The 24,460-nt window shown below is 62.3% G+C and carries 19 protein-coding genes; 4 read left to right on the top strand and 15 right to left on the bottom strand.

The window, feature by feature from the left end:
* Positions 1-58: 58 nt before the first annotated feature.
* The 10 genes from HX817_RS26430 to HX817_RS26385 form a co-directional block, all read right to left on the bottom strand.
* Entirely contained in the window at positions 59-1,762 is a 1,704-nt protein-coding gene (locus HX817_RS26430; RefSeq protein ID WP_003214676.1) for an AMP-binding protein, read from the bottom strand.
* A gap of 31 nt (positions 1,763-1,793) precedes the next feature.
* On the bottom strand, positions 1,794-3,092 hold the full coding sequence (locus HX817_RS26425) for an acetyl-CoA C-acetyltransferase (protein ID WP_102369297.1): 1,299 nt from the start codon (positions 3,090-3,092) through the stop codon (positions 1,794-1,796).
* A complete protein-coding gene (locus HX817_RS26420; protein ID WP_177022787.1) occupies positions 3,089-3,979 on the bottom strand; it encodes a MaoC/PaaZ C-terminal domain-containing protein in 891 nt (296 codons plus the stop codon). Before HX817_RS26420 ends, HX817_RS26425 begins: the two co-directional genes overlap by 4 nt.
* A 2-nt stretch (positions 3,980-3,981) precedes the next feature.
* Positions 3,982-5,325, bottom strand: coding sequence for a 3-oxoacyl-ACP reductase (locus HX817_RS26415; protein ID WP_177041719.1), 1,344 nt, complete (start codon positions 5,323-5,325; stop codon positions 3,982-3,984).
* Between the two features lie 160 nt (positions 5,326-5,485).
* Positions 5,486-8,023 (bottom strand): acyl-CoA dehydrogenase, encoded by a 2,538-nt coding sequence (locus tag HX817_RS26410; RefSeq protein ID WP_177041717.1) that lies wholly within the window; start codon positions 8,021-8,023, stop codon positions 5,486-5,488.
* A gap of 284 nt (positions 8,024-8,307) precedes the next feature.
* Positions 8,308-9,753 carry an outer membrane protein transport protein gene (locus tag HX817_RS26405; protein ID WP_177022785.1) on the bottom strand — a complete coding sequence of 482 codons (1,446 nt, stop codon included), beginning with the start codon at positions 9,751-9,753 and terminating at the stop codon, positions 8,308-8,310.
* Positions 9,754-10,211: 458 nt separating this feature from the next.
* Positions 10,212-10,697: an alkane oxidation protein activator PraB gene (gene praB / locus HX817_RS26400; protein ID WP_177041715.1), complete on the bottom strand. Its 486-nt coding sequence runs from the start codon at positions 10,695-10,697 to the stop codon at positions 10,212-10,214.
* A gap of 132 nt (positions 10,698-10,829) precedes the next feature.
* A complete protein-coding gene (gene praA, locus HX817_RS26395; protein WP_177041713.1) occupies positions 10,830-11,324 on the bottom strand; it encodes an alkane oxidation protein activator PraA in 495 nt (164 codons plus the stop codon).
* 146 nt (positions 11,325-11,470) lie between these two features.
* Complete coding sequence (locus HX817_RS26390; protein WP_102369301.1) at positions 11,471-12,751, bottom strand: alkane 1-monooxygenase; 1,281 nt, start codon at positions 12,749-12,751, stop codon at positions 11,471-11,473.
* A gap of 318 nt (positions 12,752-13,069) precedes the next feature.
* The gene (locus HX817_RS26385) at positions 13,070-14,068 is read right to left on the bottom strand and encodes an alpha/beta fold hydrolase (protein ID WP_177041711.1); all 999 of its coding nucleotides are present in this window, start codon (positions 14,066-14,068) and stop codon (positions 13,070-13,072) included.
* A 303-nt stretch (positions 14,069-14,371) separates the two neighbouring features.
* Between HX817_RS26385 and HX817_RS26380 the strand changes: the two genes are divergently transcribed.
* Genes HX817_RS26380 through HX817_RS26370 form a run of 3 tightly spaced genes read left to right on the top strand, consistent with a single transcriptional unit; the run spans position 14,372 to position 17,661 of the window.
* A complete protein-coding gene (locus tag HX817_RS26380; RefSeq protein WP_177041709.1) occupies positions 14,372-15,907 on the top strand; it encodes an NAD(P)/FAD-dependent oxidoreductase in 1,536 nt (511 codons plus the stop codon).
* Complete coding sequence (locus tag HX817_RS26375; RefSeq protein WP_003214652.1) at positions 15,904-16,803, top strand: SDR family oxidoreductase; 900 nt, start codon at positions 15,904-15,906, stop codon at positions 16,801-16,803. The genes HX817_RS26380 and HX817_RS26375 overlap by 4 nt, the downstream gene beginning before the upstream one ends.
* A gap of 15 nt (positions 16,804-16,818) precedes the next feature.
* Positions 16,819-17,661, top strand: coding sequence for a metal-dependent hydrolase (locus HX817_RS26370; RefSeq protein WP_003214649.1), 843 nt, complete (start codon positions 16,819-16,821; stop codon positions 17,659-17,661).
* A gap of 6 nt (positions 17,662-17,667) precedes the next feature.
* Here HX817_RS26370 and HX817_RS26365 read toward each other — a convergent pair whose 3' ends face one another.
* Positions 17,668-18,306, bottom strand: a complete 639-nt coding sequence (locus HX817_RS26365) for a ribonuclease (RefSeq protein WP_371317782.1) — start codon at positions 18,304-18,306, stop codon at positions 17,668-17,670.
* A gap of 36 nt (positions 18,307-18,342) precedes the next feature.
* Positions 18,343-19,323, bottom strand: a complete 981-nt coding sequence (locus HX817_RS26360) for a Gfo/Idh/MocA family protein (protein ID WP_087694134.1) — start codon at positions 19,321-19,323, stop codon at positions 18,343-18,345.
* A 141-nt stretch (positions 19,324-19,464) separates the two neighbouring features.
* On the opposite strand from HX817_RS26360, the gene HX817_RS26355 reads away from it, so the two are divergent.
* Positions 19,465-19,827: an NUDIX hydrolase gene (locus HX817_RS26355; RefSeq protein WP_177041707.1), complete on the top strand. Its 363-nt coding sequence runs from the start codon at positions 19,465-19,467 to the stop codon at positions 19,825-19,827.
* Here HX817_RS26355 and HX817_RS26350 read toward each other — a convergent pair.
* The 3 genes from HX817_RS26350 to rocD are packed head-to-tail and all read right to left on the bottom strand — an operon-like array spanning position 19,824 to position 24,371.
* On the bottom strand, positions 19,824-20,537 hold the full coding sequence (locus HX817_RS26350) for a transporter substrate-binding domain-containing protein (protein WP_177041705.1): 714 nt from the start codon (positions 20,535-20,537) through the stop codon (positions 19,824-19,826). The genes HX817_RS26355 and HX817_RS26350 overlap by 4 nt on opposite strands.
* Entirely contained in the window at positions 20,530-23,181 is a 2,652-nt protein-coding gene (gene acnA, locus HX817_RS26345) for an aconitate hydratase AcnA (RefSeq protein WP_177041703.1), read from the bottom strand. The genes HX817_RS26350 and acnA overlap by 8 nt, the downstream gene beginning before the upstream one ends.
* The gene (gene rocD / locus HX817_RS26340) at positions 23,178-24,371 is read right to left on the bottom strand and encodes an ornithine--oxo-acid transaminase (protein WP_177041700.1); all 1,194 of its coding nucleotides are present in this window, start codon (positions 24,369-24,371) and stop codon (positions 23,178-23,180) included. The genes acnA and rocD overlap by 4 nt, the downstream gene beginning before the upstream one ends.
* Positions 24,372-24,460: the final 89 nt, after the last annotated feature.

Here is a 24,460-nt window from a genome sequence, read left to right as displayed (position 1 = left end):
GTTCCGCCGCATTCGCGAGCAAGCCCGCTCCCACATTTTTGACCGCGTTCACTCAGGCTTAGCGCAGTGCCCGGCGCAACACCTTGCCCACCGTCGTCTTGGGCAACTCTTCAGTACGAAACTCGACAAACCGCGGCACCTTGTACCCCGTCAAATATTCCCGGCAATGCGCCAGAATCTGCTCCTGGGTCAAGCTTGGGTCCTTGCGCACCACGATGATTTTGACCCGCTCGCCGGTCACCCCATCCTCAACCCCGATCGCCGCCACTTCCGCCACGCCCGGATGCAACGCCACCACGTCTTCGATCTCGTTGGGGTACACGTTGAACCCGGACACCAGGATCATGTCTTTCTTGCGGTCCACCAGGCGGATGAAGCCCTGCTCATTCATCACCCCGATGTCCCCGGTAGACAGCCACCCTTCGGCATCCAGCACCTCGGCGGTTTCCGCCGGGCGTTTCCAGTAACCCTGCATCACCTGCGGGCCGCGTACTTGCAGTTCGCCCTGCTCGCCCAGTTCCGCCAACTCACCGTCCTCACGAATGAACCGCACCCAGGTCGACGGCAACGGCACGCCGATACTGCCGGTGAATTCCATCTCGCGCATGCGTGAGATGTCGATGGGGCTGATGCTCACCACCGGCGAACATTCAGTGAGGCCGTAGCCTTCGATGATCGGCAAGCCGGTGACTTCCTTCCAGCGCTTGGCCACAGCGGTATGGGTGGCCATGCCGCCGGCGATCACCATGCGCAAATCGGAAAAATCCCGGGCGCAGAACTCCTTGTTTTCCAGCAGGCCGTTGAACAGCGTATTCACCCCGGCAATCCCGTTGAAACGCTCCTTGCGCAGGATCATCTGCACCCGCTTCACATCCCGTGGGTTGGCGATCAGGATGTTGCGCCCGCCCAGGCACATGAACATCAGGCAGTTCACCGTCAGGGAAAAAATGTGGTACAGCGGCAGCAGGGTGACGTTGGTTTCCTGCTGGTTCTGATCGAGCTGATCACCGACCCACGCCTTGGCCTGCAACAGGTTGGCGATGATGTTGCGGTGGCTGAGCATGACGCCCTTGGCATCGCCGGTAGTGCCGCCGGTGTATTGCAGGAAGGCCAGGTCTTCGCGGTTCATCGGCACGGCGAGATGGGTTTGCCCGCGTCCCTGTTTCAACACCTGGTTGAAACGCACGGCCCCCGGCAGGTTGAAACGCGGCACCTGCTTCTGCACGCTGCGCAGGATAAAGTTCATCGCCGCGCCCTTGAAGGTGCCGAGCAGGTCACCGATGGCCGCGATCACCACACGTTTGACGGTACTGGCGGCCACCACCTTCTCCAGGGTGTGGGCGAAGTTTTCGAAGATCACCAGGGTCTCTGCGCCACTGTCCTTGAGCAAATGCTGCAGCTCCCGGGCGGTGTACAGCGGGTTGACGTTGACCACCACCGCACCCGCGAGGATCGTGCCCAGCAGGCAGATCGGGTACTGCAAGCAGTTGGGCATCATCAGCGCCACCCGGTCGCCCTTCTTCACACCCTGGGCTTGCAGCCAGGCAGCAAAGGCGATGCCCTGCACCTCCCAGTCGGCATAGGTCATTTCGGTGCCGATGCTGACGTAGGCCACGCGGTCGCGGAATTTGTGCAGGTGCTCCAGGAATACCTCGCGCAACGACGGGTAGTCCTCGATGCCGGCGTCGATGTCTGCCGGTACGCCGGGCAGGTAAGCGTTCAACCAGAGGCGTTCGGTCTGTTCCAGGCTTACAGCGTTCATGGCAGTCTCCTTGTTGTTTTTATGGTGGGAACTACTTTTCGACGATAGCGGTAATGCCCAACCCACCCGCCGCGCAGATCGAAATCAGGCCGCGGCCGCCGCCACGCTGGTGGATCGCCTTGGCCAGTGCCGCGAGTTGCCGGCCACCGGTGGCGGCGAAGGGGTGGCCGCAGCCGAGGGAGCCGCCGTTGACGTTCATCTTGCTGCGGTCGATGCTGCCCAGCGGCGCGTCGAGGCCCAGGCGGTCGCGGCAGTAATCCGGGTCTTCCCAGGCCTTGAGGGTGCACAGCACCTGGGCGGCGAAGGCTTCGTGAATCTCGAACAGATCGAAGTCGGCGAACGTCAGGCCTTCGCGCTTGAGCATGCGTGGCACGGCGTAGGCCGGGGCCATCAACAGGCCTTCGGTGCCGTCGACGAAATTCACCGCAGCGGTTTCACCGGTTCGCAGGTACGCCAATACGGGCAAGCCGCGCTCGGCGGCCCATTCCTCGCTGGCCAGCAGCACCACCGACGCGCCGTCAGTCAGGGGCGTGGAGTTGCCGGCGGTGAGCGTGCCGTTCTGGCGGTCGTAGGCCGGGGACAAGCCGGCAAGTTTCTCCAGGCTGGCGTCGGCCCGCAGGTTGTTGTCCCGGGCCAGGCCGCGATACGGGCTGATCAAATCATCGAAGAAACCCTGCTTGTACGCCGCATCCAGCCGCTGGTGACTGGTGAGGGTCAACTCGTCCTGGGCCAGGCGCTTGATCTGCCAGCGCTTGGCCATTTCCTCGCAGTGTTCACCCATGGACAAGCCGGTGCGCGGCTCGCCATTGCGCGGCAGCAGCGGCTTGAAGAACATCGACGGGCGCACACCCATCAAGGCCTTCAACCTGGCGCCGGTGCCCTTGGCGCGGTTGGCTGAAAGCAAGGTGCGACGCAGGGACTCGTTGATGCCGATGGGCGCGTCGGAGGTGGTGTCGGAACCACCGGCAACGCCCACTTCGATCTGCCCAAGGGCGATCTTGTTCGCCACCAGCAACGCCGCTTCCAGGCCGGTGCCGCAGGCTTGTTGCAGGTCGTAGGCCGGGGTTTCGGGAGACAGTGTGGTAGACAGCAGGCTTTCCCGGGCCAGGTTGAAATCCCGGGAGTGCTTGATCACCGCACCCGCGGCAAACTCGCCCAGGCGCAGGCCGTGAAGGTTGTAGCGATCCACCAGGCCTTGCAGAGCGGCGACCAGCAAATCCTGGTTGCTGTCATGGGCATACACCGTATTGGAACGGGCGAACGGAATGCGGTTGCCGCCGATAATCGCCACGCGGCGCGTCGGGGCCGGGTTGAAACTGTAGTCACTCATCGATCGGTCTCATTCCAGATAAACAGCCCACGCATATGGGGTTTGTCACCGGCGAAATTACGCACTTCAAACTCACGGCGCGGGCCGGTTGGCGGAACGTTCCACAGCGCCACCTGGCCGGGCAGGAAGATCGGCAGCTTGAAGTCGCAATGGGCCTCGGCCTGGTCCAGTCCGCCGGGGGGTTGCTGGGCGGCCAGGGCGCGGCCAAGGGTCCACATGCCGTGGGCGATGGCCCGACGAAAACCGAACAATCGGGCGCCGATCACCGAGGTGTGAATCGGATTGAAATCCCCCGAGACCCTGGCGAAACGCCGCCCCAGATCCGCCGGCAGCACCCAGCGTTGAGTGCGCAGCAAACCTTCTTCCTGCAAGGGCAACGCGTCGTCCCACGGCTCGCCAACCGGCGCGTTTACGTCACGGCGCAGGTACAGGCTGTCGCTCTCCCATATCAGGGCGCCCGCGCTGTAGCCACGGGTGGCGATGCTCAGCGCCTGGCCTTTCGGATGGGCGACCCAGCGTTCGCAATACACCTCCAGGCGCAAGGCCTGGCCCGCCTCCAGCCGTCGATGCTGGCGGATGCGATTGGCCAAATGCACCATGCCGCTGGCCGGGTACGGGAAACTCGGGCGGGTCAGCAGCATCAGGTGCAAGGGGAACGCCAGCACATGGGGATAGGACAGCGGCACGCCTTGCTCATGGCGGAAACCACAGGCCCGACCGTAAGCCGCGATCCCTTGGGCAGACAGCTCGACGGCCGAACGCACCAGGCGTTCTTTCGGCAACGTCGGCTCGCCTTCCAGCTTCGGTTTGCGCAGCCCCAATACCCCGTCCAGCAACAGCCGCGAGCGCGAGGGCGGCGGGTCAATAATCTGCGTCACATAGTCCATGCTCAGGCTCCCAACAGGCTTTGGCCGCAGACCCGCACCACCTGGCCATTGACCCCGCCGGATGCCGGATGCGCCAGCCAGGCGATGGTTTCTGCCACGTCGATGGGTTGCCCGCCCTGGGACATCGAGTTCATCCGCCGCCCCGCTTCGCGAATCATCAGCGGGATCTTCGCGGTCATCTGGGTTTCGATAAAGCCCGGTGCCACGGCATTCACCGTCACTTGCTGCGCCGCCGCCTGCGGGGCCAGGCCTTGTACCAGGCCGATCACCCCGGCCTTGGAGGTGGCGTAGTTGCTTTGCCCGAGGTTGCCGGCGATACCGGAAATCGATGAGACACACACGATCCGCCCGCCCGGATTCAGGCCCTGGCTTTCCAGCAGCGCCGTGCTCAGGTGCAACGGTGCTTCCAGGTTGACCGCCAGTACGCTGCGCCACGCGGTCTCAGTCATCTTGGCGATGGTCTTGTCGCGGGTAATCCCGGCGTTGTGCACCACCACGTCGAATGCACCGTGTTGGCTGACATGGGAGTGCAACTGCTGCGCGGCATCGGTGGCGGTGATGTCCAGCGCCAGTGCGGTGCCTGCGACACTGCCGGCCGCCTGTTGCAGCGAATCCTGGGCCTGGGGCACATCCACGCAGACCACATGGGCTCCATCGCGGGCCAGCACCTGGGCGATTGCCAGGCCGATGCCACGGGAGGCGCCGGTGACCAGGGCACGGCGGCCGCCGAGGGGTTTGTCCCAGTTGATTTCGGTTGGGCTATCGACGGTTTTTTCGAGGCGCACCACCTGCCCCGAGACATAGGCCGAGCGCCGCGACAGGAAGAACCGCAGGCTGCTTTCCAGCCCGTCCTCGGCACCCGGTGCGACGTAGATCAACTGCACGGTGATCGCCCGGCGCAACTCCTTGGCCAACGAACGCACCAGGCCCTCAAGGGCACGCTGGGCAATGGCCTGGGGCAGGTCCTTGCACAACTCCGGCGCGGTGCCGAGCACCACCACCCGGGCGTGCTGCCCAAGGCGCCTGGCGTTGGCGTGGAAGAATTCGTAGAGCTCGTCCAACTGCTTGAGGTCGGCAATGTCGCTGGCGTCGAACACGGCGCCCTGGACCTTGACCGTGGAGGGTGCCTTGAGGGTCGCAGCGGTGGCGGTCACTGTATCGGTGGCGGTGAAGATGCGCTGGATTTGCGCCCCCAGGCGCCCTACCCCCGCGACGATTACCGGGTTGGCCAGGCCTTGCTGGCCGCTGCGGTGACGTTGCAATGCCAGGGGTTGGGGCAGCCCGGCAGTGCGGGCCAGCCAGGCTCCCCAGGGGGAATTGACGAAAGAAAGGTAGCTGTCACTCATGGATAAACTCACTCACAAACACGGTGTTGCCATGGAAACCCGATCCTTGTAGGAGCTGGCTTGCCTGCGATTGCGGTGTGTCAGCCAATGCAACTGGCACTGAACCAACGCTATCGCAGGCAAGCCAGCTCCTACAGGGGTCGTGTTCCTCCAGTTCCAGTCAGTTGACCGGCGCGTTTTCGCCTTGGTTGGCGCGGCGTCTTGCGCTCGGTTTGGCGGCCTGTTCCAGCGCCTGCTGGCGCTGTTGCAAGGCTTCCAGCAAACCGAAGTCCTGCGGGAAGTCGTCCACCTGGATCGCGTGATCGCCATATTCCACATAGCGCGCGAGCAAGCTGTCGTCTTCCTCGCTGATCAGGTCCAGCGCCCGCGCCTTGACTCGCCACGGAGTAAACGCCGCACTGGAAATCGGCATTGGCTCGATCAGGCCTTGCTTGATCGCCCCCTTGAGCCGCGCCTCGATCAGCTCCACTTGCGGCAACAGGCGCAAGGCCAGCTCGCCGTAAGCCAGCTTGTCGATTTCCGGCCGAGGAATGTAGGAATTGCCCAGCAAGCGGTCGCGGGTTTCCCCCGGCACCTGCACCAGTTCCGCCACTTGCGCCAACAGGCGATCCGACGGTTTGCGCTGTGGAATACCGAACGGGAACGTCAAGCCACGCACCACCGCCGCCGCCGCTTTCGACGGGTAGTTGTCGAGCACTTCGGCCAGGGCTTCATGGGCGCGCAGCAACGCGTCCTGGGCCGCCCAATGCACCAGCGGCAAATCTGCCTGTGGCCGGCCATCATCCTCAAAACGCTTGAGCACGCAGGACAGGATGTACAGCTGGGACAGAATGTCTCCCAGCCGCCCGGTGATGCTTTCCTTGCGCTTGAGGGCACCGCCCAGCACGCCCATGGAAATGTCCGAGATCAACGCCAACACCACCGACAGCCGATTGGCCTGGCGGTAGTAGGACGCCAGCGCCGGATCGGTCTTGCCCGGCACGGAAATCAGCCGTCCGCCCGTCAGCGAATACACTGCGGCACGCACGGTATTGGCCAGCACGAAGCTCAGGTGACCGAACATTGCGCTGTCGAAGTCCACCAGGGCCTTGCGCCGGTCCGTATTGCGCGCCGCTTCCATCTCGCGGAACACATACGGATGGCAGCGGATCAGGCCCTGGCCGTAGATGATCAGGCAGCGAGTCATGATGTTCGCGCCCTCCACCGTGATGGCGATGGGGCTTTGCTGGTAGGCCCGGGCGAGGAAGTTGTTGGGCCCCATGCAGATGCCCTTGCCGGCCACGATGTCCATGCCGTCGTTGACGATGATGCGTGCCCGCTCGGTAACGTGATACTTGGCGATGGCCGAGATCACCGAGGGTTTTTCACCGGCATCCAGTGACGCCACCGAGACCTTGCGCACCGCGTCGCAGGCATACAAATGCCCGGCCATGCGCGCCAGGGGCGCCTGCACGCCTTCGAACTTGCCGATGGGCAGGCCGAATTGCTTGCGCATCGCCGCATAAGCGGTGGTGCCGCGCACAGCCACCTTGCCCAGGCCGACGTTGGCCGACGGCAGGGAAATCGCCCGGCCAGCCGCCAGGCATTCCATCAGCATGCGCCAGCCGTTGCCGACTTGCTCGCGGCCGCCGATCACCCATTCCAGCGGGATAAACACATCCTTGCCGGTGGTCGGGCCGTTCTGGAATACCGCGTTGAGTGGCCAGTGACGCCGGCCGCTGTTCACCCCCGGATGGGTGGTGGGGATCAACGCGCAGGTGATGCCCAGGGAACCCGGCTGGCCGAGCAGACCGTCCGGGTCTTCGGCGCGGAAGGCCAGGCCGAGCACCGTGGCGATTGGGCCGAGGGTGATGTAGCGCTTGTCCCAGGTCACACGGAAACCCAGTACTTCCTCGCCTTCGTGCATGCCCTTGCAGACGATGCCCAGGTCTGGAATCGCGCCGGCGTCGGAGCCGGCATACGGGCTGGTCAGGGCGAAGCACGGGATGTCTTCGCCCCGTGCCAGGCGTGGCAGGTAGTAGTTGCGCTGGGCGTCGGTGCCGTAGTGCAGCAGCAGTTCGGCCGGACCCAGGGAGTTGGGCACCATCACTGAAATCGCCGCCGCCGAGCAGCGGGTCGAGAGCTTCATCACCACTTGCGAATGCGCATAGTGGGAGAAGCCTTTGCCGCCGTACTGCTTGGGAATGATCATGCCGAGGAAGCCGGCATCCTTGGTGTACTGCCAGCCTTCGGGGGACATGTCTTGCCAGACCTGGGTGGTTTCCCAGTCGTTGGACATGTCGCACAGGGTCTCCACTTCGTTGTCGAGGAAAGCCTGTTCTTCAGCGCTGAGGCTGGCCGGTGCGGCTTGCAGCAGGCGTTCCCAGCGCGGTTTGCCGCTGAACAGCTCGGCGTCCCACCACACGGTGCCGGACTCGATGGCAGCACGCTCGGTGTCGGACATCGCCGGCATGATGCCGCGAAAAAGGCCCAGGGCCTTGCTGGTCAACAGCGCGCGGCGCAGGGGCTTGATTGTCAGCAGCAGCGCGGGCAACACCACCAGCACCGCCACCACGCCGGCGCCGAAACCGGCGACTGCGTTGAACAGGTAACCGACCGCCAGCCAGACCAGGCCGGCACCCAGCCAGAGGGTGGCAGCGGCTTGTCGATACGCCAGGGCGATCGCTGCTGCGAGTCCCGCCAATAACCAGATAACCATGGGGATACCTCTACTCAATTCAGGGTACGGCAAACGCCCGGGCAGATCGGAATGACCTGTGACGTAAAGCCACACTACAAACTTGAAAAGATAAATTCAAATTTTGTTTTGAAATTTTTATTTAATGCTTGGGCGAAAAAAATAGCGGCTGAACGGGGTCAGCCTTGCAGGTTAAGCGCAAGGATTCGACATCGGGCGCCAGGGCTACCCATCAATAGACGACAGCGTGGAGCCGGGCAGCAAGATGCGCTGGCTGCCCTTCTCCACGACTGCCCTCGACAACCTTAGAACTTATAGGTTGCCGACAAGCTGACCACATCCCCCGAGGATTCAGCCTCGCCGTCCAACTGCGCCGCACCGAGACGATCAACGTTCTTGGTCTTCAGGTTGACCTTCTGCACGAACTGGTGCGAGTACGCGGCATCCACCGACAGGCCAGGAATAGCCTTGATGTCATAACCGGCACCAAATGCCAGGAAGTAACGGTCACCGTCCGGGATTCGCGGGTCCCGGGTAGAGTTGCGGGTAGGTGTCTGGTCGTAAGCCACACCGGCGCGCAGGGTGAGTTCGTCGGTGGCTTTGTAGTCGCCGCCAATCGAGGTCATCCAGGCGTTTTTGTAGTTGTAGGGAATGGCAACAATGGTGGTGCCCTGGGATTTGAGCGTCAGGTCCTGGAAGGAAGACCATTCAGTCCAGGTAGCACTCACCCCCAACGTCCAGCGGTCGTTGAACTGGTGAACCCAGTCAACCGAAGCGGTAGCCGGGATATCCAGTTGGGTACTGGCGTGGGCACCGTCCGGGAACAGCTTGAGACCTGGGTAGGCGATTTCAACCAGAGTTTCGCCGTTCGGACCGATCGGATTGGTCATCGCGTTACGGCCGACGGCATCTGTATAGATGTTGTATTTGCCGGTCATCTTGTTTTTGATCTTGGCGTGATAGTTCAAGCCAAGTGTGTCTTGCAGCGTCGGCTTCCAAACCACGCCACCAAACCAGCCCACAGAGATGTTATCGACTTTCACGCGCATCAAGGAATGCCCCAGCCCCGTGGGGAGACCCGCGCCGCCAAGTCCTGGAGACACATCCGCAGCGGCCAGCAAATCAACGTTCTGGCTGACGAACCCTTGACTGCGCTGGACGATGGCACCACCACCGACCGAGAACTGATCATTGACCTTGAACGACAGGGAACCGGTCAGACCGATGGTCTCGATTTTGGTATCAACCGCGAAATCCCGCAGTTTGGAGTCTTCGTTCCAAGTGGTTTTCATACCCTGTGGCACGACTTGGCTCAGACCAAAGGCGAAACGGTCGCCCATGGGAATCACCAGAAAGCCCGTCGGCAGCCAAGCGGTGAAACCGCCTTGCCCACCATTGTTAGTGTTGAGGACCGGGTCGCCCGTATTGCCCAGGTCATCCAGTACGGGCGTATTGGTCACCGGGTTGCCCGCGTAGTCATAGGCCTGGCCGGTGTATTTGATCTTGATCCGAGCATAATCAACGGTCTGCTGCGCGATGGTTGAATCGATAAAGGCCATGGCTGCCGGGTTGTTGTACGCGGCACTGGGGTCATTTTTGAACAGTGAACCACCACCAAACGCACGACCCCATCCTGGCGCGCCGAAGGTCGGTGTGGAGAACCCACCCGCCTGCACTTGCCCCGTGGTCATCAGCCCCCCCAGCAGGGCCAGTCCCAGTAACGTGTGAGCGTGTTGTTTCTTATTGTTCATGCGGTACTCCTTATTATTATTTACACCCGGCCCCTGCCGGTGGGTCGTGTAACCACAGAACGTCTTTCAAAGAACGCCTGTCCTGGAACGGTGTAACGGTGTATCGGTATTCAGGAATGGGTGGTGAGCGAGCCGGTCAGCGTGGCGTTCAACGACACCAAAGTGCAGTAGCCACTCATGGCTTGATTGGTTGCGCTCAACACGTGGGTAGAAACGTCGACGGCAGCTTCAACACAACACTGCCTTTGGTTACGCTGAACGGACCCGGCGGGCTGAAACCCGCCGCAACCGCAATGAATGAGGCAACGCCCAGAGCCGCTGACATCGAACCCAGGCGTGCTGTTTTCACAAGGCTTTGCATTGTCATGTTCCCCAGACAATAAATACCGTATCCAACCGGTGCCTCACACGAGGCACCGGTCTTTCAACGGGGTGATCAGCCCTTTACGGAGTCGCGCTTACGGGTTAACGGTCAGCGTTGGGGCAACAACACTCAGCGAAACCACGGTGCAGTTGCCGGTCAGCGCCTGATTGGCTGCCGAAAGCGTTTTGGTGCCTGGAGTCCAGGTAACAGCGATGGTGGTTGGCCCGCAGTTGGTGGCCGGGATCGAGGTGATCTTGTAGCCGACGTTGGTTACGTTACCGGTGGTACCCGTTGCAGCCGTCAGTACCCAAGGCAGGTTGGTCAGCGTTGGCAGGCCACACAGACCGCCACCGGTCAGGGATGCGCCATTGATCGAGGCCACGCCACCGCTAACGTTGCCGGTAAAGGTGATGCCGCAGGTCACGGCTGCACCGAAGGACGAAGGCGACTTCACGACGATGGTGCCAGCGTTGGTCGAGAACGGACCATCCGGGGAGATGGAAGCCGCGCTGGCCATGGAAGCTGCGCCGAAGCACACTGCGAAAGAAGTTGCACAAACGAGGGTTTTCAAGCTTTTCATTGTTTTTCCTCACATGTTATGGCGAGTCATTTCGCCAGGGGTAATGGCCATGATCGAGAGGTCACGGTGAATCTGCAGAACTTCCCTTTCCAGCCAAATTTCAATTCAATTACCGCTACAAATTCGGGGGTGTTATTCAACAACTTTGAAAGTAGGGGGCATCTTGATCGACACCCTTTTAATCGTGCAGTCCTCGCCAATAGGCACATTGGCAGCTTCTAACTTGCCCGTGGCGTTATCCCAAGTGCCATCGGCGGTAGAGGGTCCGCATTTACCGCCCAGGCCAAAGGCATGCACATCCACGGCGATCTTCGACATGGAGCCGCTCCTGGTATCTTTAGCCACCAATACCCAAGGCAAGTTGATGGCTTCGACCCGGCTGCACTTGAGGCCGCCGTCGAACTCAACTTTGTCGACATTCACCGACAACCCATCCGCCGCCACTTTGCCGGCGACCTTGATGGTGCAATCCGCGCTGATCAGCGCGCCTTTGGAAAAGCTGATGGGGCCCTGGGCGGTAAATGCACTGCCGGCAGGTTCGATACGGGCGGCCTGGGCCTGGTGGTAAACAATCAGGCCCAGGGCGGCCAATACAATGTGCGTGGTGAACTTGGCAGGGGTTTGCATGGTGTACGTCCTTCCCTTCGTTTTATTTTTGTTCGGGTCAAACAACGTTCTTGCAACTAAGCCGTACTCGAAATCGGTAAAGCCCGGGCGATGAAAACCTGCGCGATACACAGATCCCGAGTACGCCCTACAACTGACTGCTTTCGTTAGAAGGGTCTGGTGGTGTTGCTGTACTTCTCCAGGTACTTCAAACGCTGTGAAGGTTGAAGATTGGTCAGGGTTATATCCCCGGCGTAATGATTAAGTACCCGGTGATCCATGCGTCGTCGCCACAAGTACGGTACATACGCCCAGACAATCATGCTGGCATAACCGTAGGGCAGCTGCGGCGATTCATCAAAATGACGCAGTGACTGATAACTTCTGGTTGGGTTGGCGTGATGGTCGGAGTGCCGCTGCAGTTGGAACAGAAAGATATTGGTGACAATCCGATTACTGTTCCAGGAATGGCGTGGCGAGCAACGCTCATAACGACCGTTGGGCAACTTCTGGCGTTTCAGGCCGTAGTGCTCGACATAGTTCACCACTTCCAGCAGCGAGAAACCGTAGATGCCCTGGATGATCAGGAATGGAATCACTGCCGCGCCCAGCCAGGCAATCATCGCGCCCCACAACACCACGCTGTACATCCAGGCGCTGAGTACGGCGTTTTTCCAGTGCCAGGCCGGCAGGCCGAGTTTGCGCAGGCGTTCACGTTCCAGGTTCCACGCCGAGCGTGCGCTGAACCATACCGAGCGCGGCAGGAAGGCCCAGAAGCTCTCCCCCAACCGCGAACTGGCCGGGTCTTCCGGGGTGGCGACGCGCACGTGGTGGCCACGGTTGTGTTCGGTGTAGAAGTGCCCGTAGAAGGTCGGCGCCAGGGTGATCTTGGCCAGCACGACTTCCAGCAGGCGCGGCTTGTGCCCCAGCTCATGGGCGGTGTTGATGGCGATGCCGGTGGCAGCGCCAGTGGACATTGCCATGCCCAGGTAGGTGAACCAGCTCACCTGGCCATGCAGCTCGGTGCGCGCGGTGATGAACGCGGCGGTTTTCGCCAGCCAGCTCGACGGGTCCAGGGTGGCGGTGGCATGCAACAGGCCGCCATTGATAATCCAGTCGATACCGCCTGCGGCCAGCCACCCGGTGACCACCAGGGATGAGATGACAAACAGCACGCCGGTGTAGACGATCCAGCGGTAGTAGCTTTGGGATTCGAGGTTGCTGACGGCGGACTCGGGCGGGTTGCTGACGTCTTCACCCAGCAGGCCGTCGATCAGCGGGATCAGGCCGAAGATCACCAGCACACCGACCCACCACAGTTGTTGCACGCCGGTAGTGATGGCCAGGGCACCAGAGAGAATTGGGGTTGCCAGGGGCATGATGCCGAGCCACCACAGGTGGCGCTTGCCGTCGGTCCAGACGTTCGGGGCAGCCAGGGTCTGATTCATGGCAGCCTCCGCACGACGCAGGTAGGCAGGGAGCAAAAATCAACACTGGACAGGTACACGGAGCGGTGACTGCCCCGAGAATTCAACCATGCGATAAAAGGCGTTTTTTTCATTATTTTATTCGCTCTTAGGCATTTCAAAAATTGTTTCAAATTAGACATTGAAATAATTTTTTTAAATAAATAGCGCGGAATCGTTAGGTCGTCAACTAGTTTCTTGAACCCTTTTGAACGTGACCGGGCAGTCTCTTTTTCAGCCGTTTGGTCAGGTGTCTAGGGCAAGCATTGACGAGTTCGAACCGCGAGTTCAGTCGCACAATTATTTACTCGCCAACGCAAACGGCGGGTGCAACACCGTGGCGCTTTCCGGCGGCCGGACGCGCTTGGCTATCTGCTCGACCACCGCCGCGACACGCTCGGTGGCCGTGATCGGCAACATATGCCCGCGCCCTTCCACCAGCTGCAGCTTCAGGCCCGGCACCAGGCTGGCCAGGGCCTGCCCGTGTTTGCGGAAATCCAGCACCTTGTCCTGCGCGCCATAGATCAGCCCGATCGGCAACGTCAGCTGTGGGTAGCGCTTGACCATGTCCGGCAGGAAATCGTTGACCAGGTTGATCTCGGTGGAGGCGGCATAGAAGTTCTCGGGCCGCATGCCCAACAAGCCGCCGCCACGGGTGGCGAAGTCTTCCGGGGCCGGGTCGGGGGCAAACACGCCCTTGACCACCGAGCCTTTGGTCAGCAATCCGATCGGCATGGTCAGGGTGTGCGACATAAAGCGTCGCAGCCATCCCGGGCGTATCGCCAACGACATAAACACCAGCGGCAGCAGGCGCTGGGGATGGGTCAGGGGCGCCACCAGGATCAATCCGGACACCGCGTGGGGATGGTCCAGTGCCAGTGCCAGGGAGATCGCCCCGCCGAGGGAATGCCCCAGCACCAGCGGCTTATCCAGGTCCAGCGTCTGGATAAAGCTGGCGACTTGCCGAGCCTGGCCAGGCAGGTCCGCGGCCGTGCCGGCATGCCGGGTGGAATAACCCGACCCCGGACGATCCACGGTGATCACTCGAAAGTGCTCACGCAATTGGGCAGACAAGGCGTACGTCAAGTTGCGACTGCTGCCCATCAGCCCGTGGATCATCACCAGCGGTGGGCCCTTGCCCTCGTCTACATAATGAAAGCGCTCGCCGTTGATCTCCAGAAAGCGCCCGTTGATCGGAACAGCAGCCTCTATTCGCCGTGTCATCCGGGCACTGAAGGCCCACAACACTACGCTTAACCCTACACACATACCCGCAGCGACAACCCACTCGACAGCCATAGCTCGGTCCTCTGCATCCCTGCGTTGCTGGCGGCCCGACCGGTATTGGTCAAGGCCTCAGCCATCGTCCACCCTGGACCTTAACTGTGTGCGTACAAGCTCTCGTCCGTCGGATAAGTCGCACATGAGGAACTGGGTCGTAGCCTAGACGATATTTTCAGGTAGATTATTTAAAATCTTTTTTAAAATAAATAATTCAATTTTCCTTTGCAATGGTGTTCTATCTAAAAAGCCAAAACAAAAACAAGGAGCACATCCGATGTCGACACCCGTAAGGCGCCACCGGCCCACGAGGGACAGCCTATGAATGCCCATGACACCATCGACATCGCCATCATCGGTTCCGGATTTGCCGGGCTGTGCATGGCGATCAAGCTCAAGGAAGCCGGGTTCCACGACTTCTTTATTGCCGAACAGGCCGATGCTCTCGGCGGCACCTGGCGGGACAACCACTACCCCGGTTGCGCCTGCGACGTGCAATCCCATGTCTATTCGTTTTCCTTTGCGCCCAACCCGGACTGGACCCGGCAATTTGCGCCACAGGCGGAGATTCGCGCCTACCTGGAGCAGTGCGCCCAGCGCTTCGAACTGGCGCCGTTCCTGCGCTTTGGCATGGGCCTGGAGAAGGCGGTATTTGATGAGGCGCAACAGCGCTGGAGCCTGAGCTTCAGCAATGGCCGCCAGGTGAGTGCGCGGGTGCTGGTGTCGGGAATGGGCGGCCTGTCGCGCCCGGCACTGCCGGATATTCCGGGCCTGGACAGCTTCAAGGGCAAGCGCTTCCACTCCCAGCAGTGGGACCACGAGTATTCATTGAAGGGCAAGCGCGTGGCGGTGATTGGCACCGGCGCCAGTGCCATTCAGTTCGTGCCGCAGATTGCGCCGCAGGTGGCCCACCTGGACCTGTTCCAGCGCACCCCGCCGTGGATCATGCCCAAGCCCGACCGGCCGATTTCACGCTTCGAGCGCTGGGCCTTCAAGCACCTGCCGTTCACCCAGCGCCTGGTACGCGGCGCGTTCTATTGGGCACTGGAAGGTCGCGTGGTGGGCTTTGCCCTGCACCCGCGCCTGATGAAAATGGTGCAGAAAATCGCCGTGCGCCACCTGCACAAACAAGTGGCCCGCCCTTCCCTGCGCAAGACCCTGACGCCGGACTACACCATCGGCTGCAAGCGCGTGCTGATTTCCAACGACTACTACCCGGCCCTGTCCCGCAGCAATGTGCAGGTGGTAACCGACAACGTGCTGCGCATCGAGGCCGACGGAGTGATCACCGCCGACGGCATCAAGCACCCGGCCGACTGCCTCATCTTCGGCACCGGCTTCCAGGCCACCGATCCGCTGCCCCGCAACTGCATCATCGGGCGCCACGGCATCGACCTGATGGACACCTGGCAAGACGGCGCCCACGCCTACCTGGGCACCACGGTGCCGGGTTATCCGAACCTGTTCCTGATCGTCGGCCCCAACACCGGGCTGGGGCATAACTCGATGATTCTGATGATCGAGGCCCAGGTCACCTACATCCTCGATGCCCTGCAGCAAATGCAGCGTCATCGCATCGCCACGGTTGACGTCAAGCCGGCGGTGGAACTGGCCTACAACGCCAGGCTGCAGGAAAAACTCAACGGCACCATCTGGTCCACCGGCGGCTGCAAGAGCTGGTACCTGGACCCACGCACCGGCAAGAACACCACGCTGTGGCCCGGCTCCACCTGGCGTTTCAAGCAGGTCACCCGGCATTTCGCCCTCAAGGACTACGTCGCCAGCCTGGTGCCGATACCGTCCACCGCGCGCCCGGCCGCAACGCCCCACACCACCGCAGAAGGGAGCCTGTCATGAAGTCATTCAACGGCCGCGTGGCGGCCATTACCGGCGCCGCTTCCGGCATGGGCCGCGCCTTGGCCCTGGCGTTGGCGCGTGAAGGCTGCCACCTGGCGCTGGCGGATAAAAACAGCCAGGGCCTGGAGCAGACCGTCGCACTGATCAAGGCCCAGGTGCTTGCACCGGTGCTGGTCACCTCGCAGGTGCTGGACGTTTCCGAGCGCCAGGCCGTGGAAGACTGGGCCGCCCGATGCGCCGCCGAACATGGCCAGATCAACCTGATCTTCAACAACGCCGGCGTCGCGCTGTCGAGCACCGTCGAAGGCGTGGACTACACCGACCTGGAATGGATCGTCGGGATCAACTTCTGGGGCGTAGTGTACGGCACCAAGGCCTTTTTGCCGTACCTCAAGGCCAGCGGCGACGGGCATGTGGTCAACACTTCCAGCGTGTTCGGCCTGTTCGCCCAGCCGGGCATGAGCGGCTACAACGCCACCAAGTTCGCCGTGCGTGGTTTTACCGAGTCCTTGCGCCAGGAACTCGACCTGCAGAAAAGCGGGGTCTCGGCCACCTGCGTGCACCCTGGCGGGATCCGCACCGACATCTGTCGCAGCAGCCGGATCGACGCCAACATGACCGGCTTCCTGATTCACAGCGAACAGCAGGCCCGGGCCGACTTCGAAAAGCTGTTCATCACCGACGCCGACCAGGCCGCCAAAGTGATCCTGCAAGGCGTACGCAAAAACAAACGCCGTGTGCTGATTGGCCGCGACGCCTATTTTCTGGACCTGCTCGCGCGCTGCCTGCCTGCCGCCTATCAAGCGCTGGTGGTGTTGGCCAGCAAACGCATGGCGCCCAAGCAACGCAATGCGCCCTCGCCCGTCCTTGAAACCAACGAAGAGCACCGTCTCTGAACTGGAGTACCGACCATGCTGCCGATTCGCCGCGACCTCCGTTTTGCCCTGCCGGCCGAACGCATCAAGGACTGGCATGAACAAGGCCCGTTCATTACCCACTTTTTCAACGCACTGTCGTTGCTGTTTCCCCAGGGCGAACTGTTCTTCATGGACAGCGTGCGTCACTACCGCCAGCGCATCGAAGACCCGGAGCTGAAGAAAGAAATCCAGGGCTTCATCGGCCAGGAAGCCATGCACAGCCGCGAGCACGTGGCCTACAACGACCTGCTGCAAGCCGCAGGGCTGCCGGCGAATACCCTCGACCGTCGGTTGAAGATGATCCTCGACGCGCAAAAGAAATACCTGCCCGCCTCCTTCAACCTGGCGGTGACCATTGCCCTGGAGCACTACACCGCGATGCTCGCGGAAATCCTCCTCAGCGACCCGTCGCGGTTCGGGGATTCGGTCAAGGGTTACCAGCAGATGTGGTACTGGCATGCCCTGGAAGAAACCGAGCACAAGGCGGTGGCGTTTGATGTGTGGAACAGCGTGATCAAGCCCGGGCCCAAGCGTTATCTGCTGCGCACTTCCACCATGCTCATCACCACGGGGCTGTTCTGGCTGACGATCCTGGACTTTCACCTGCGCCTGTTGTTTGCCGACCGGCGTTCGGGCGGGCATTTGAAGGGCTTCTGGCGGATGCTCAAGTTTCTGTACGGGCCCAAGGGCGTGTTCCCGCGCATGGCGCTGCCCTGGTTGCATTACTTCAAGCCCGGATTCCATCCCTGGGACCACGACAACCGGGCACGCCTGGCGGGTATTGACCGCCTGGTGGAGGAGATCGAGCAGGCGCATAAAGGTTATGGGCCCGCCTGAGTCCGCTTAGCGCTGGGTCGGGATCCGAATATCGCCATCCCGGCACTGGCTCTTGACGCTGCGCGGGCAGCCGGCAAACGCCAGGTCCTTGCTCAGGCACACCCGCACCTCGGTCAGCACGGCACCCTTGCAGATCACCGCAAGGCCATGGTTGCCCATGGCCGGGTTGCTCTCGCGAAACAGCGCTTCGATGTCCCGCGCGCCCAGGCCGCTTCGGACATTGAAGGGCTCAAGCTGCTGCGGAATCTTGACCACGCTGAGCGCTGCATCGGTCTTGTCCAGGTAAGCCGAAGCCTCAAGGCCGCTGCAGGTGCCGTGCTTGGCCCATTCATGCCTGAGCAGTTTGGGCGACGGGAACAGCGACCTGCCCCGGGCGAAGTCTGCATCCGACAAGCGCGACTGCGGCTCACACGAAGCCGGCCAGCCGCCCTTCGCGTACTGCGGCCACAGCCCATGCAGGACAAACCCGTAGCCCTTGCCCGAACACTGCTGGTCGTCCGGGTGCGTCAGGCAGAAGGTCGGCGACCAGGACAGCGACAACACATAGAAATCAAACTCCCCGGCCTGCCCCTGAGCCCGTGGCGCTGCCGTCGCGGCCCCGGCCAACGCCAGGCAAAGCACAATCCAGGCTGCTTTCATTTTCATCCGTTCATTCCTTAAAAAGACAAAATTAAAGCACCGCTAAACCGCCAGGTTGGGGTTACGTTGTAGCACCCGGTCCATGACCCGGTCGGTCTTCAACGCCTCGATCGCCAGTGCCGGGTGTTTGCTCTCGCCGCGAATATGCGCATTCATCCCCAGCACGTGATGCCACTGGATATGCGCATGGTTGGGCACCTCCAGCACCTCGCTGGTCTCGCCCTCAAGCCGCAACGGCGCCTCATCGAACACCGAAAACGTGATGCGGCCCTTGCTGCCGATCATCTCCACCCGGTCTTCGCGCCGGTCGGCGACAAAGTTCCAGCAGCCCATGCCCAGCGCGCCCGAGGCGAACGTCCAGCAGGCGGTGACGGCATCTTCGGCGGCATAGCGCCCCGCCTGGCGCGCGGTAAACCCGGCCACCTCGACGATATCCCCGACCAGGTACTGGAACAGGTCAAAACCGTGGCTGGCCAGGTCGGCAAAATACCCGCCGCCGGCAATCGCCGGGTCGGTGCGCCAGTTGGCACTGCTGGCATCGTCTTCCGAAGGCGGCTTGCACAGGGTCCAGGTCAGATGACGCAATTCGCCGATGCGCCCGTCCTGCAGCCAGTCCCGCACCTGCTGGAAGCGTGGCAGGGAACGCCGGTAATAGGAGACAAACAGGTGCAGCCCGGCCTGTTCGAAGGTGCGCTGCATCAGCGCGCTTTGCTCGGCATTCAGTGACATGGGCTTCTCGACGCAGCAATGCTTGCCGGCAGCGGCCACCATCAGGCTGTATTCGAGGTGGCTGTCGGGCGGTGTGGCGATGTAGACCGCGTCTACTTCCGGGTCGTCGATCAGCGCCTGGGCGTCAGTGTAGAAACGGGCAATGCCGTGGCGTGCCGCATAATCGCGCACGGCCTCCTCGCGCCGCCCCATCACGGCCACCAGCGCAGAACCTGGCGCTTTGTAGAAGGCGGGTCCACTCTTGAGTTCAGTGACATCGCCACAGCCGATCATGCCCCAGCGTACGGTGTTCATCTGCATCTCCTTCAGGTGAGTTTTTTTCGATGGGGCAGTATCGGTGTTTTCCGGCCCCCTCTCCACCCTGCCGGATAAAGACTGAGCATGACAATTGCATTACACTTTTATGACAATCATCCAGCTGCGGGGGCACAGACGATGAAAATAAGGGCCACGGTGATTTGCGAGCACGACGGGCACATCCTGTTCGTGCGTAAAGCCCGATCGAAATGGGCATTGCCCGGCGGCAAGGTCGAGCGCCATGAGCGCCCGGCAGGTGCTGCCGCACGAGAACTGGAAGAGGAAACCGGGCTGAACGTGGACGGTTTGCTGTTATTGCAGGAGCTGAAGGCCAGCGACACCCTGCACCATGTGTTCGAGGCGTCGGTGGTGAATATCGACGAAGCCCGGCCCCTGAGCGAAATCAAGGAATGCCAGTGGCATCCCTACACACGCCTGGAAGACCTGGATACCACCCGGGCCACCCAGCAAATCGTCAAATCCTTCCTGCGCCGTCTCTAAGGCGCCGCCAGTTCCGGGCTTTGCCCGCTGCGCAACAACGCCTGTCTTACCAGACCATTGGCTTTCTGCCGTTCGACAAAGGATTTGACGAACGCGGCAGCGGCTGCGTGCGCTACCGGTACCGCGACCGCCTGGCTGATGCTCATGAAGTCATCCTCCAGCAGGCGCCAGCGCTCATCCAGCCGGGTTCGCAGGTAATCCCGAACCCCGGCCGCGGCGTTCAGGCCTTGCTCGATAAACAGGTCTACGGCACCCGCCGAGGTCGGCGCGCGCACCAGTTCGGCATGCTGCACTGTGCGGCTCAGGTACAGGTCATACGCGGCACCCTGGCCGACAGCGATGCGTTGGCCCGGAGCATCGAGTTGGGACACGCTGCCCAGGGGTGAATCCACCGCCACCAGGTACGTACCCTTGATGATCACGTAGGGCGCGCTGAAGGCGATTTCCTGCTCGCGCACCGGTTCGATGGCCAGGAATGCCACGCGCCAGCGGTCATCGCCCAGCGCGGCGAAGACCTTGCCCGCCGCATCAAAAGTGATCAACTCAAGGTCGACCGCCAACTCATCGGCCAGGGCCCTGGCCAGCGCCACCGACACGCCCTGGGGCTGGCCGTCCTCGCCGCGCTGGGCCAGCACCGGGTTGCCAAAGTTGATGGCAGCCCTGAGCACACCCTCGGGGGCCAGTTGTTGCAGTACCTGCGGGTCAATCATTACGCGCTCCTTGAACGGTTCTTTGCACGGTCTTGCGAATGACGAAGGGCAAGACGCCGCCGTGTTCAAGGTAACCAACCTCCTGCAACGAGTCGAGGCGCAAGGTCAGGGGGGTACGCGTGGTCTCACCGGTGGCGCGGTCAATCTGCAAGGTGATCGGGTTCTCGCCGACCTGCAACGCGTCCAGGCCGATGAAGCTCAGAGACTCACTGCCGTCGAGGTTCAAGTCCTGCACCGATGCGCCTTCATCGAACACCAGCGGCAACACGCCCATGCCGATCAGGTTACTGCGATGGATTCGCTCGATACTGCGGGCCACCACCACCTTGATCCCCAGCAGGGTCAGGACCTTCGCTGCCCAGTCGCGGCTGGAGCCGGCACCGTAGTTGATCCCGGCGAACAACACGGTGGGTGTACCGGCATAGCTTTGCGCGGCGAGGTACAGCGGCAGGTAGTCGCTGCGGTCGGCATTCCAGGCCCAGACGCCCTGGCGCGGGGGCTGGTCGCAGGACAGCAGATTGTTCAGGCGCGGGTTGGTAAACGCGCCGCGCACCATCACTTCGTGGTTGCTGCGCCGGGTCGAATACTGGTTGAGGTCCGCCAGCGCTTCACCGCGCTCCCGCAGCCAGTGCCCGGCCAGGCTGTCGGCCGGAATCGTGCCCGCCGGGGAGATATGGTCGGTGGTGACGTTATCCCCCAGCACCACCAAAGCCCGGGCGTTGCTGATGGCCAAGGACGCGGCCGGCACCGGCGTTACCCCGGCAAGGTACTGCGGGCGGCGCAGGTAAGTGGAGGCCGGGTGCCAGGCAAACTGCACGCTGGCGTCGGCTTCCAGCGCCTGCCAATGGTGAGTGCCTTGCCACAGCAGTGCCTGGCGCTGGTGAAACAGCGCCGGGCGCACCACCGCCGCCACTTGCGCGGCCACCTCGGCTTCGCTGGGCATCAACTCATGCAGGAACACCGGCTGGCCCTGGGCATCCATCGCCAGCGGTTGGGCCGACAGGTCGGTGTCGATGCTGCCGGCAATCGCATAGGCCACGCACAACGCGGGCGAGGCAAGGTAGCCGGCAGGGACTTTCGGGTTGACCCGGCCTTCGAAATTGCGATTGCCCGAAAGCACCACCACGCCTTTCAAGCCCTGCTCGGCGAAGGTCTCGACATGGCGTTCGAGGCTGCCGGAATTACCGATGCAGGTCATGCAGCCAAAGCCCGCCAGGTCGAAACCCAGCGCGGCGAAATCCTCCAGCAAGCCGGCGGCTTCCAGGTAATCGGCCACCACCCGTGAGCCTGGCGACAGCGACGTCTTGACCCACGGTTTGCGCGTCAGCCCACGGGCGCGGGCGTTGCGGGCGAAGAGCCCGGCCTGGATCATCTGCGCCGGGTTGGCGGTGTTGGTGCAACTGGTGATGGCCGACATCACCACCGCGCCATGGGTGATCGGCACCTGGAATGACGGCTCGAAGAAATCCTGCTTTTGCGCGCATACATGCTGATGAAACGACGCCCCGGCCTGGGCCAGGGACTGGCGCTGATGGGGCTGATGCGGGCCGGCGACACTCGGTTCAACCTGCGCCAGATCCAGCTCGATCAACTCATCGAACACCGGCTCGGGATCGTCGTCCCGGCGCCACAGAGATTGCGCCGACATGTAGGCCGAGACCTTGTTGATCAAGGCCTGCGGGCGCGCACTCAGGGTCAGGTACGCCAGCGTCTCGTCATCAAACGGGAAAAACACCACGGTGGCACCGTATTCCGGCGCCATGTTCGCCACGGTGCCCCGCGCCGCCCAACTCAGGGACGCCAGGCCCGGCCCGGTGAACTCGACAAACTTGCCGACCATGCTGCGCCGGCGCAGCAGTTCAGTCACCGTCAGTGCCAGGTCAGTGGCCGTCACGCCGTCGCGCAACGCATTGGTGACGCGAATGCCCACCACCTGCGGATAAGGAATTGGCACCGGTTCGCCGAGCATCGCCGCCTGCCCTTCCAGCCCGCCAACGCCCCAGCCCAGCACGCCGATGGCATTGATCATCGGCGTGTGGCTGTCGGTGGCGACCATGCAGTCGGGGTGCAACAGCACGTGGCCGTTGCGCGGCGCGCTTTCCCACACCACCTGGGCGATGGACTCCATGTTCATCTGGTGGATGATCCCGGTGCCCGGCGGGATCACCTTGAAGTTATCCAGGCTGGCCTGGGCCCACTTGATAAAACGGTAGCGCTCGCTGTTGCGGCGAAAATCGATGTCCAGGTTGGCATCCACCGCGCCCGCCTCGGCGTAGTGCTCGACGATCACCGAATGGTCGATGGTCAGCACCGCCGGGATCGAGGGGTTCACCGCCCGGGGATCACCGCCCAGTTCGGCCACCACATCGCGCATGCCGGCGAAATCCGCCAGGGCCGGCAGGCACGTGGTGTCGTGGAACATCAGCCGGTTGGGCTGGAACGGCACCTCGCAATCCGGCCCTTCGCCGATGGCCCGCGCCACTACCTGTGGCAACGAAGCCGGGGCGCAGCGGGCAATGTTTTCCAGGAGAATGCGCACGGAATACGGCAGGCGCTGCAGTTGCGTCGGGGTCAGCAACTGGTGCAGGTCGATCCAGGCAAAGCGCTGGCCGTCGATGTCGAGGTGACTGAGATACTCACTCATAGCTGTTTGAATACCCGCTCGATACGCTCAAGGCCCCAGTCCAGTTCTTCGCGGGTAATGGACAACGGCGGTGCGATGCGCAGTACGTTTTCGTGGGTTTCCTTGGTCAGCAGCCCTTCGGCCAGCAGCGCTTCGCAGATGGGCCGCGCATCGCGGTCCAGTTCCACGCCGACCCACAAGCCACGCCCGCGAATCTCGCGGATGGCCGGCGAGTGCATGGCCTTCAGGCGCTCCACCAGGTAGTGGCCCAGTTGCGCGCTGTTATTGATCAAGCCCTCCTCTTCCAGCACCTTCAACGCTTCCAGGCCAATGGCCGCCGCCAACGGGTTGCCGCCGAAGGTCGAGCCGTGGCTGCCGGCGTCGAACAGGTCCATGATCGAATGATCAGCGACGAACGCCGACACCGGCATGATCCCGCCGCCCAGGGCTTTGCCGAGGATCAATGCATCGGGGCGAATGCCTTCGTGCTGGAAGGCAAACCACTTGCCGGTACGGCCCAGGCCGGACTGGATCTCATCGAGGATCAGCAAGGTGTTGGTCTGGTCGCACAGCTGGCGCAGTTCCCGCAGGAAACCTGCGGGCGGCACGCGAATGCCGGCCTCGCCCTGGATCGGCTCGATCAGCACCGCGCAGGTGTCGGCGGTAATGGCCTGGCGGAAACTCTCGATGTCACCGAAGCGCGCCTCGGTGAAACCGTTGCAGAATGGGCCGAAGTCGGCCTTGTAGTCCGCCTCCGACGAGAAGCCGACGATGGTCGAGGTGCGGCCGTGGAAATTGTTGTCGGCCACCACGATGTTGGCCTGATTGGCCGGGATGCCCTTGATCCGGTAGCCCCAGCGTCGCGCCGCCTTGATCGCGGTTTCCACAGCTTCGGCGCCACTGTTCATCGGCAGGGCCGAGTCGAAGCCCGTGATGCGGCACAAGGTCTTGAGGAAGTTGCCCAAGGGTTCGCTGTAGAACGCCCGGGACACCACGCTGATCTTGTCGATCTGCGCCACGGCGGCGGCGCGGATGCGCGGGTGGACATGGCCGTGGCTGACGGCGGAATAGGCCGACATCATGTCCAGGTAGCGCTTGTCATCATCGCCAATGGCCCAGACGCCCTCGCCCTTGACGATCACCACCGGCAAGGGGGAATAGTTGTGGGCGCAGAATTGGTTTTCGAGGGTGATTGCCGGGTTGGGGTGCATGGTGGGGATGTCCTGCCGAATAAATAATGAATGAACAACAAAGACCCAATGTGGGAGCGGGCTTGCTCGCGAATGCGGAGGGTCAGTCG

It is taken from the genome of Pseudomonas sp. C6002 (genome assembly GCF_013385805.1).
Lineage (GTDB): Bacteria > Pseudomonadota > Gammaproteobacteria > Pseudomonadales > Pseudomonadaceae > Aquipseudomonas.
Note: the sequence above shows the minus strand (reverse complement) of the source record. Positions and strands in the feature narration are given on the sequence as shown.

Excerpts from the sequence above, each read along its gene's own strand:
- HX817_RS26365 (WP_371317782.1), bottom strand. The coding sequence starts at position 18,306 with ATGAAAATGAAAGCAGCCTGGATTGTGCTTTGCCTGGCGTTGGCCGGG.
- HX817_RS26390 (WP_102369301.1), bottom strand. The coding sequence starts at position 12,751 with ATGAATCAGACCCTGGCTGCCCCGAACGTCTGGACCGACGGCAAGCGC.
- HX817_RS26350 (WP_177041705.1), bottom strand. The coding sequence starts at position 20,537 with ATGATTGACCCGCAGGTACTGCAACAACTGGCCCCCGAGGGTGTGCTC.
- HX817_RS26405 (WP_177022785.1), bottom strand. The coding sequence starts at position 9,753 with ATGAACAATAAGAAACAACACGCTCACACGTTACTGGGACTGGCCCTG.
- rocD (WP_177041700.1), bottom strand. The coding sequence starts at position 24,371 with ATGCACCCCAACCCGGCAATCACCCTCGAAAACCAATTCTGCGCCCAC.
- praB (WP_177041715.1), bottom strand. The coding sequence starts at position 10,697 with ATGAAAAGCTTGAAAACCCTCGTTTGTGCAACTTCTTTCGCAGTGTGC.
- HX817_RS26370 (WP_003214649.1), top strand. The coding sequence starts at position 16,819 with ATGCTGCCGATTCGCCGCGACCTCCGTTTTGCCCTGCCGGCCGAACGC.
- praA (WP_177041713.1), bottom strand. The coding sequence starts at position 11,324 with ATGCAAACCCCTGCCAAGTTCACCACGCACATTGTATTGGCCGCCCTG.
- HX817_RS26375 (WP_003214652.1), top strand. The coding sequence starts at position 15,904 with ATGAAGTCATTCAACGGCCGCGTGGCGGCCATTACCGGCGCCGCTTCC.
- HX817_RS26355 (WP_177041707.1), top strand. The coding sequence starts at position 19,465 with ATGAAAATAAGGGCCACGGTGATTTGCGAGCACGACGGGCACATCCTG.
- acnA (WP_177041703.1), bottom strand. The coding sequence starts at position 23,181 with ATGAGTGAGTATCTCAGTCACCTCGACATCGACGGCCAGCGCTTTGCC.
- HX817_RS26380 (WP_177041709.1), top strand. The coding sequence starts at position 14,372 with ATGAATGCCCATGACACCATCGACATCGCCATCATCGGTTCCGGATTT.
- HX817_RS26415 (WP_177041719.1), bottom strand. The coding sequence starts at position 5,325 with ATGAGTGACAGCTACCTTTCTTTCGTCAATTCCCCCTGGGGAGCCTGG.
- HX817_RS26360 (WP_087694134.1), bottom strand. The coding sequence starts at position 19,323 with ATGAACACCGTACGCTGGGGCATGATCGGCTGTGGCGATGTCACTGAA.
- HX817_RS26430 (WP_003214676.1), bottom strand. The coding sequence starts at position 1,762 with ATGAACGCTGTAAGCCTGGAACAGACCGAACGCCTCTGGTTGAACGCT.
- HX817_RS26385 (WP_177041711.1), bottom strand. The coding sequence starts at position 14,068 with ATGGCTGTCGAGTGGGTTGTCGCTGCGGGTATGTGTGTAGGGTTAAGC.
- HX817_RS26420 (WP_177022787.1), bottom strand. The coding sequence starts at position 3,979 with ATGGACTATGTGACGCAGATTATTGACCCGCCGCCCTCGCGCTCGCGG.
- HX817_RS26410 (WP_177041717.1), bottom strand. The coding sequence starts at position 8,023 with ATGGTTATCTGGTTATTGGCGGGACTCGCAGCAGCGATCGCCCTGGCG.
- HX817_RS26425 (WP_102369297.1), bottom strand. The coding sequence starts at position 3,092 with ATGAGTGACTACAGTTTCAACCCGGCCCCGACGCGCCGCGTGGCGATT.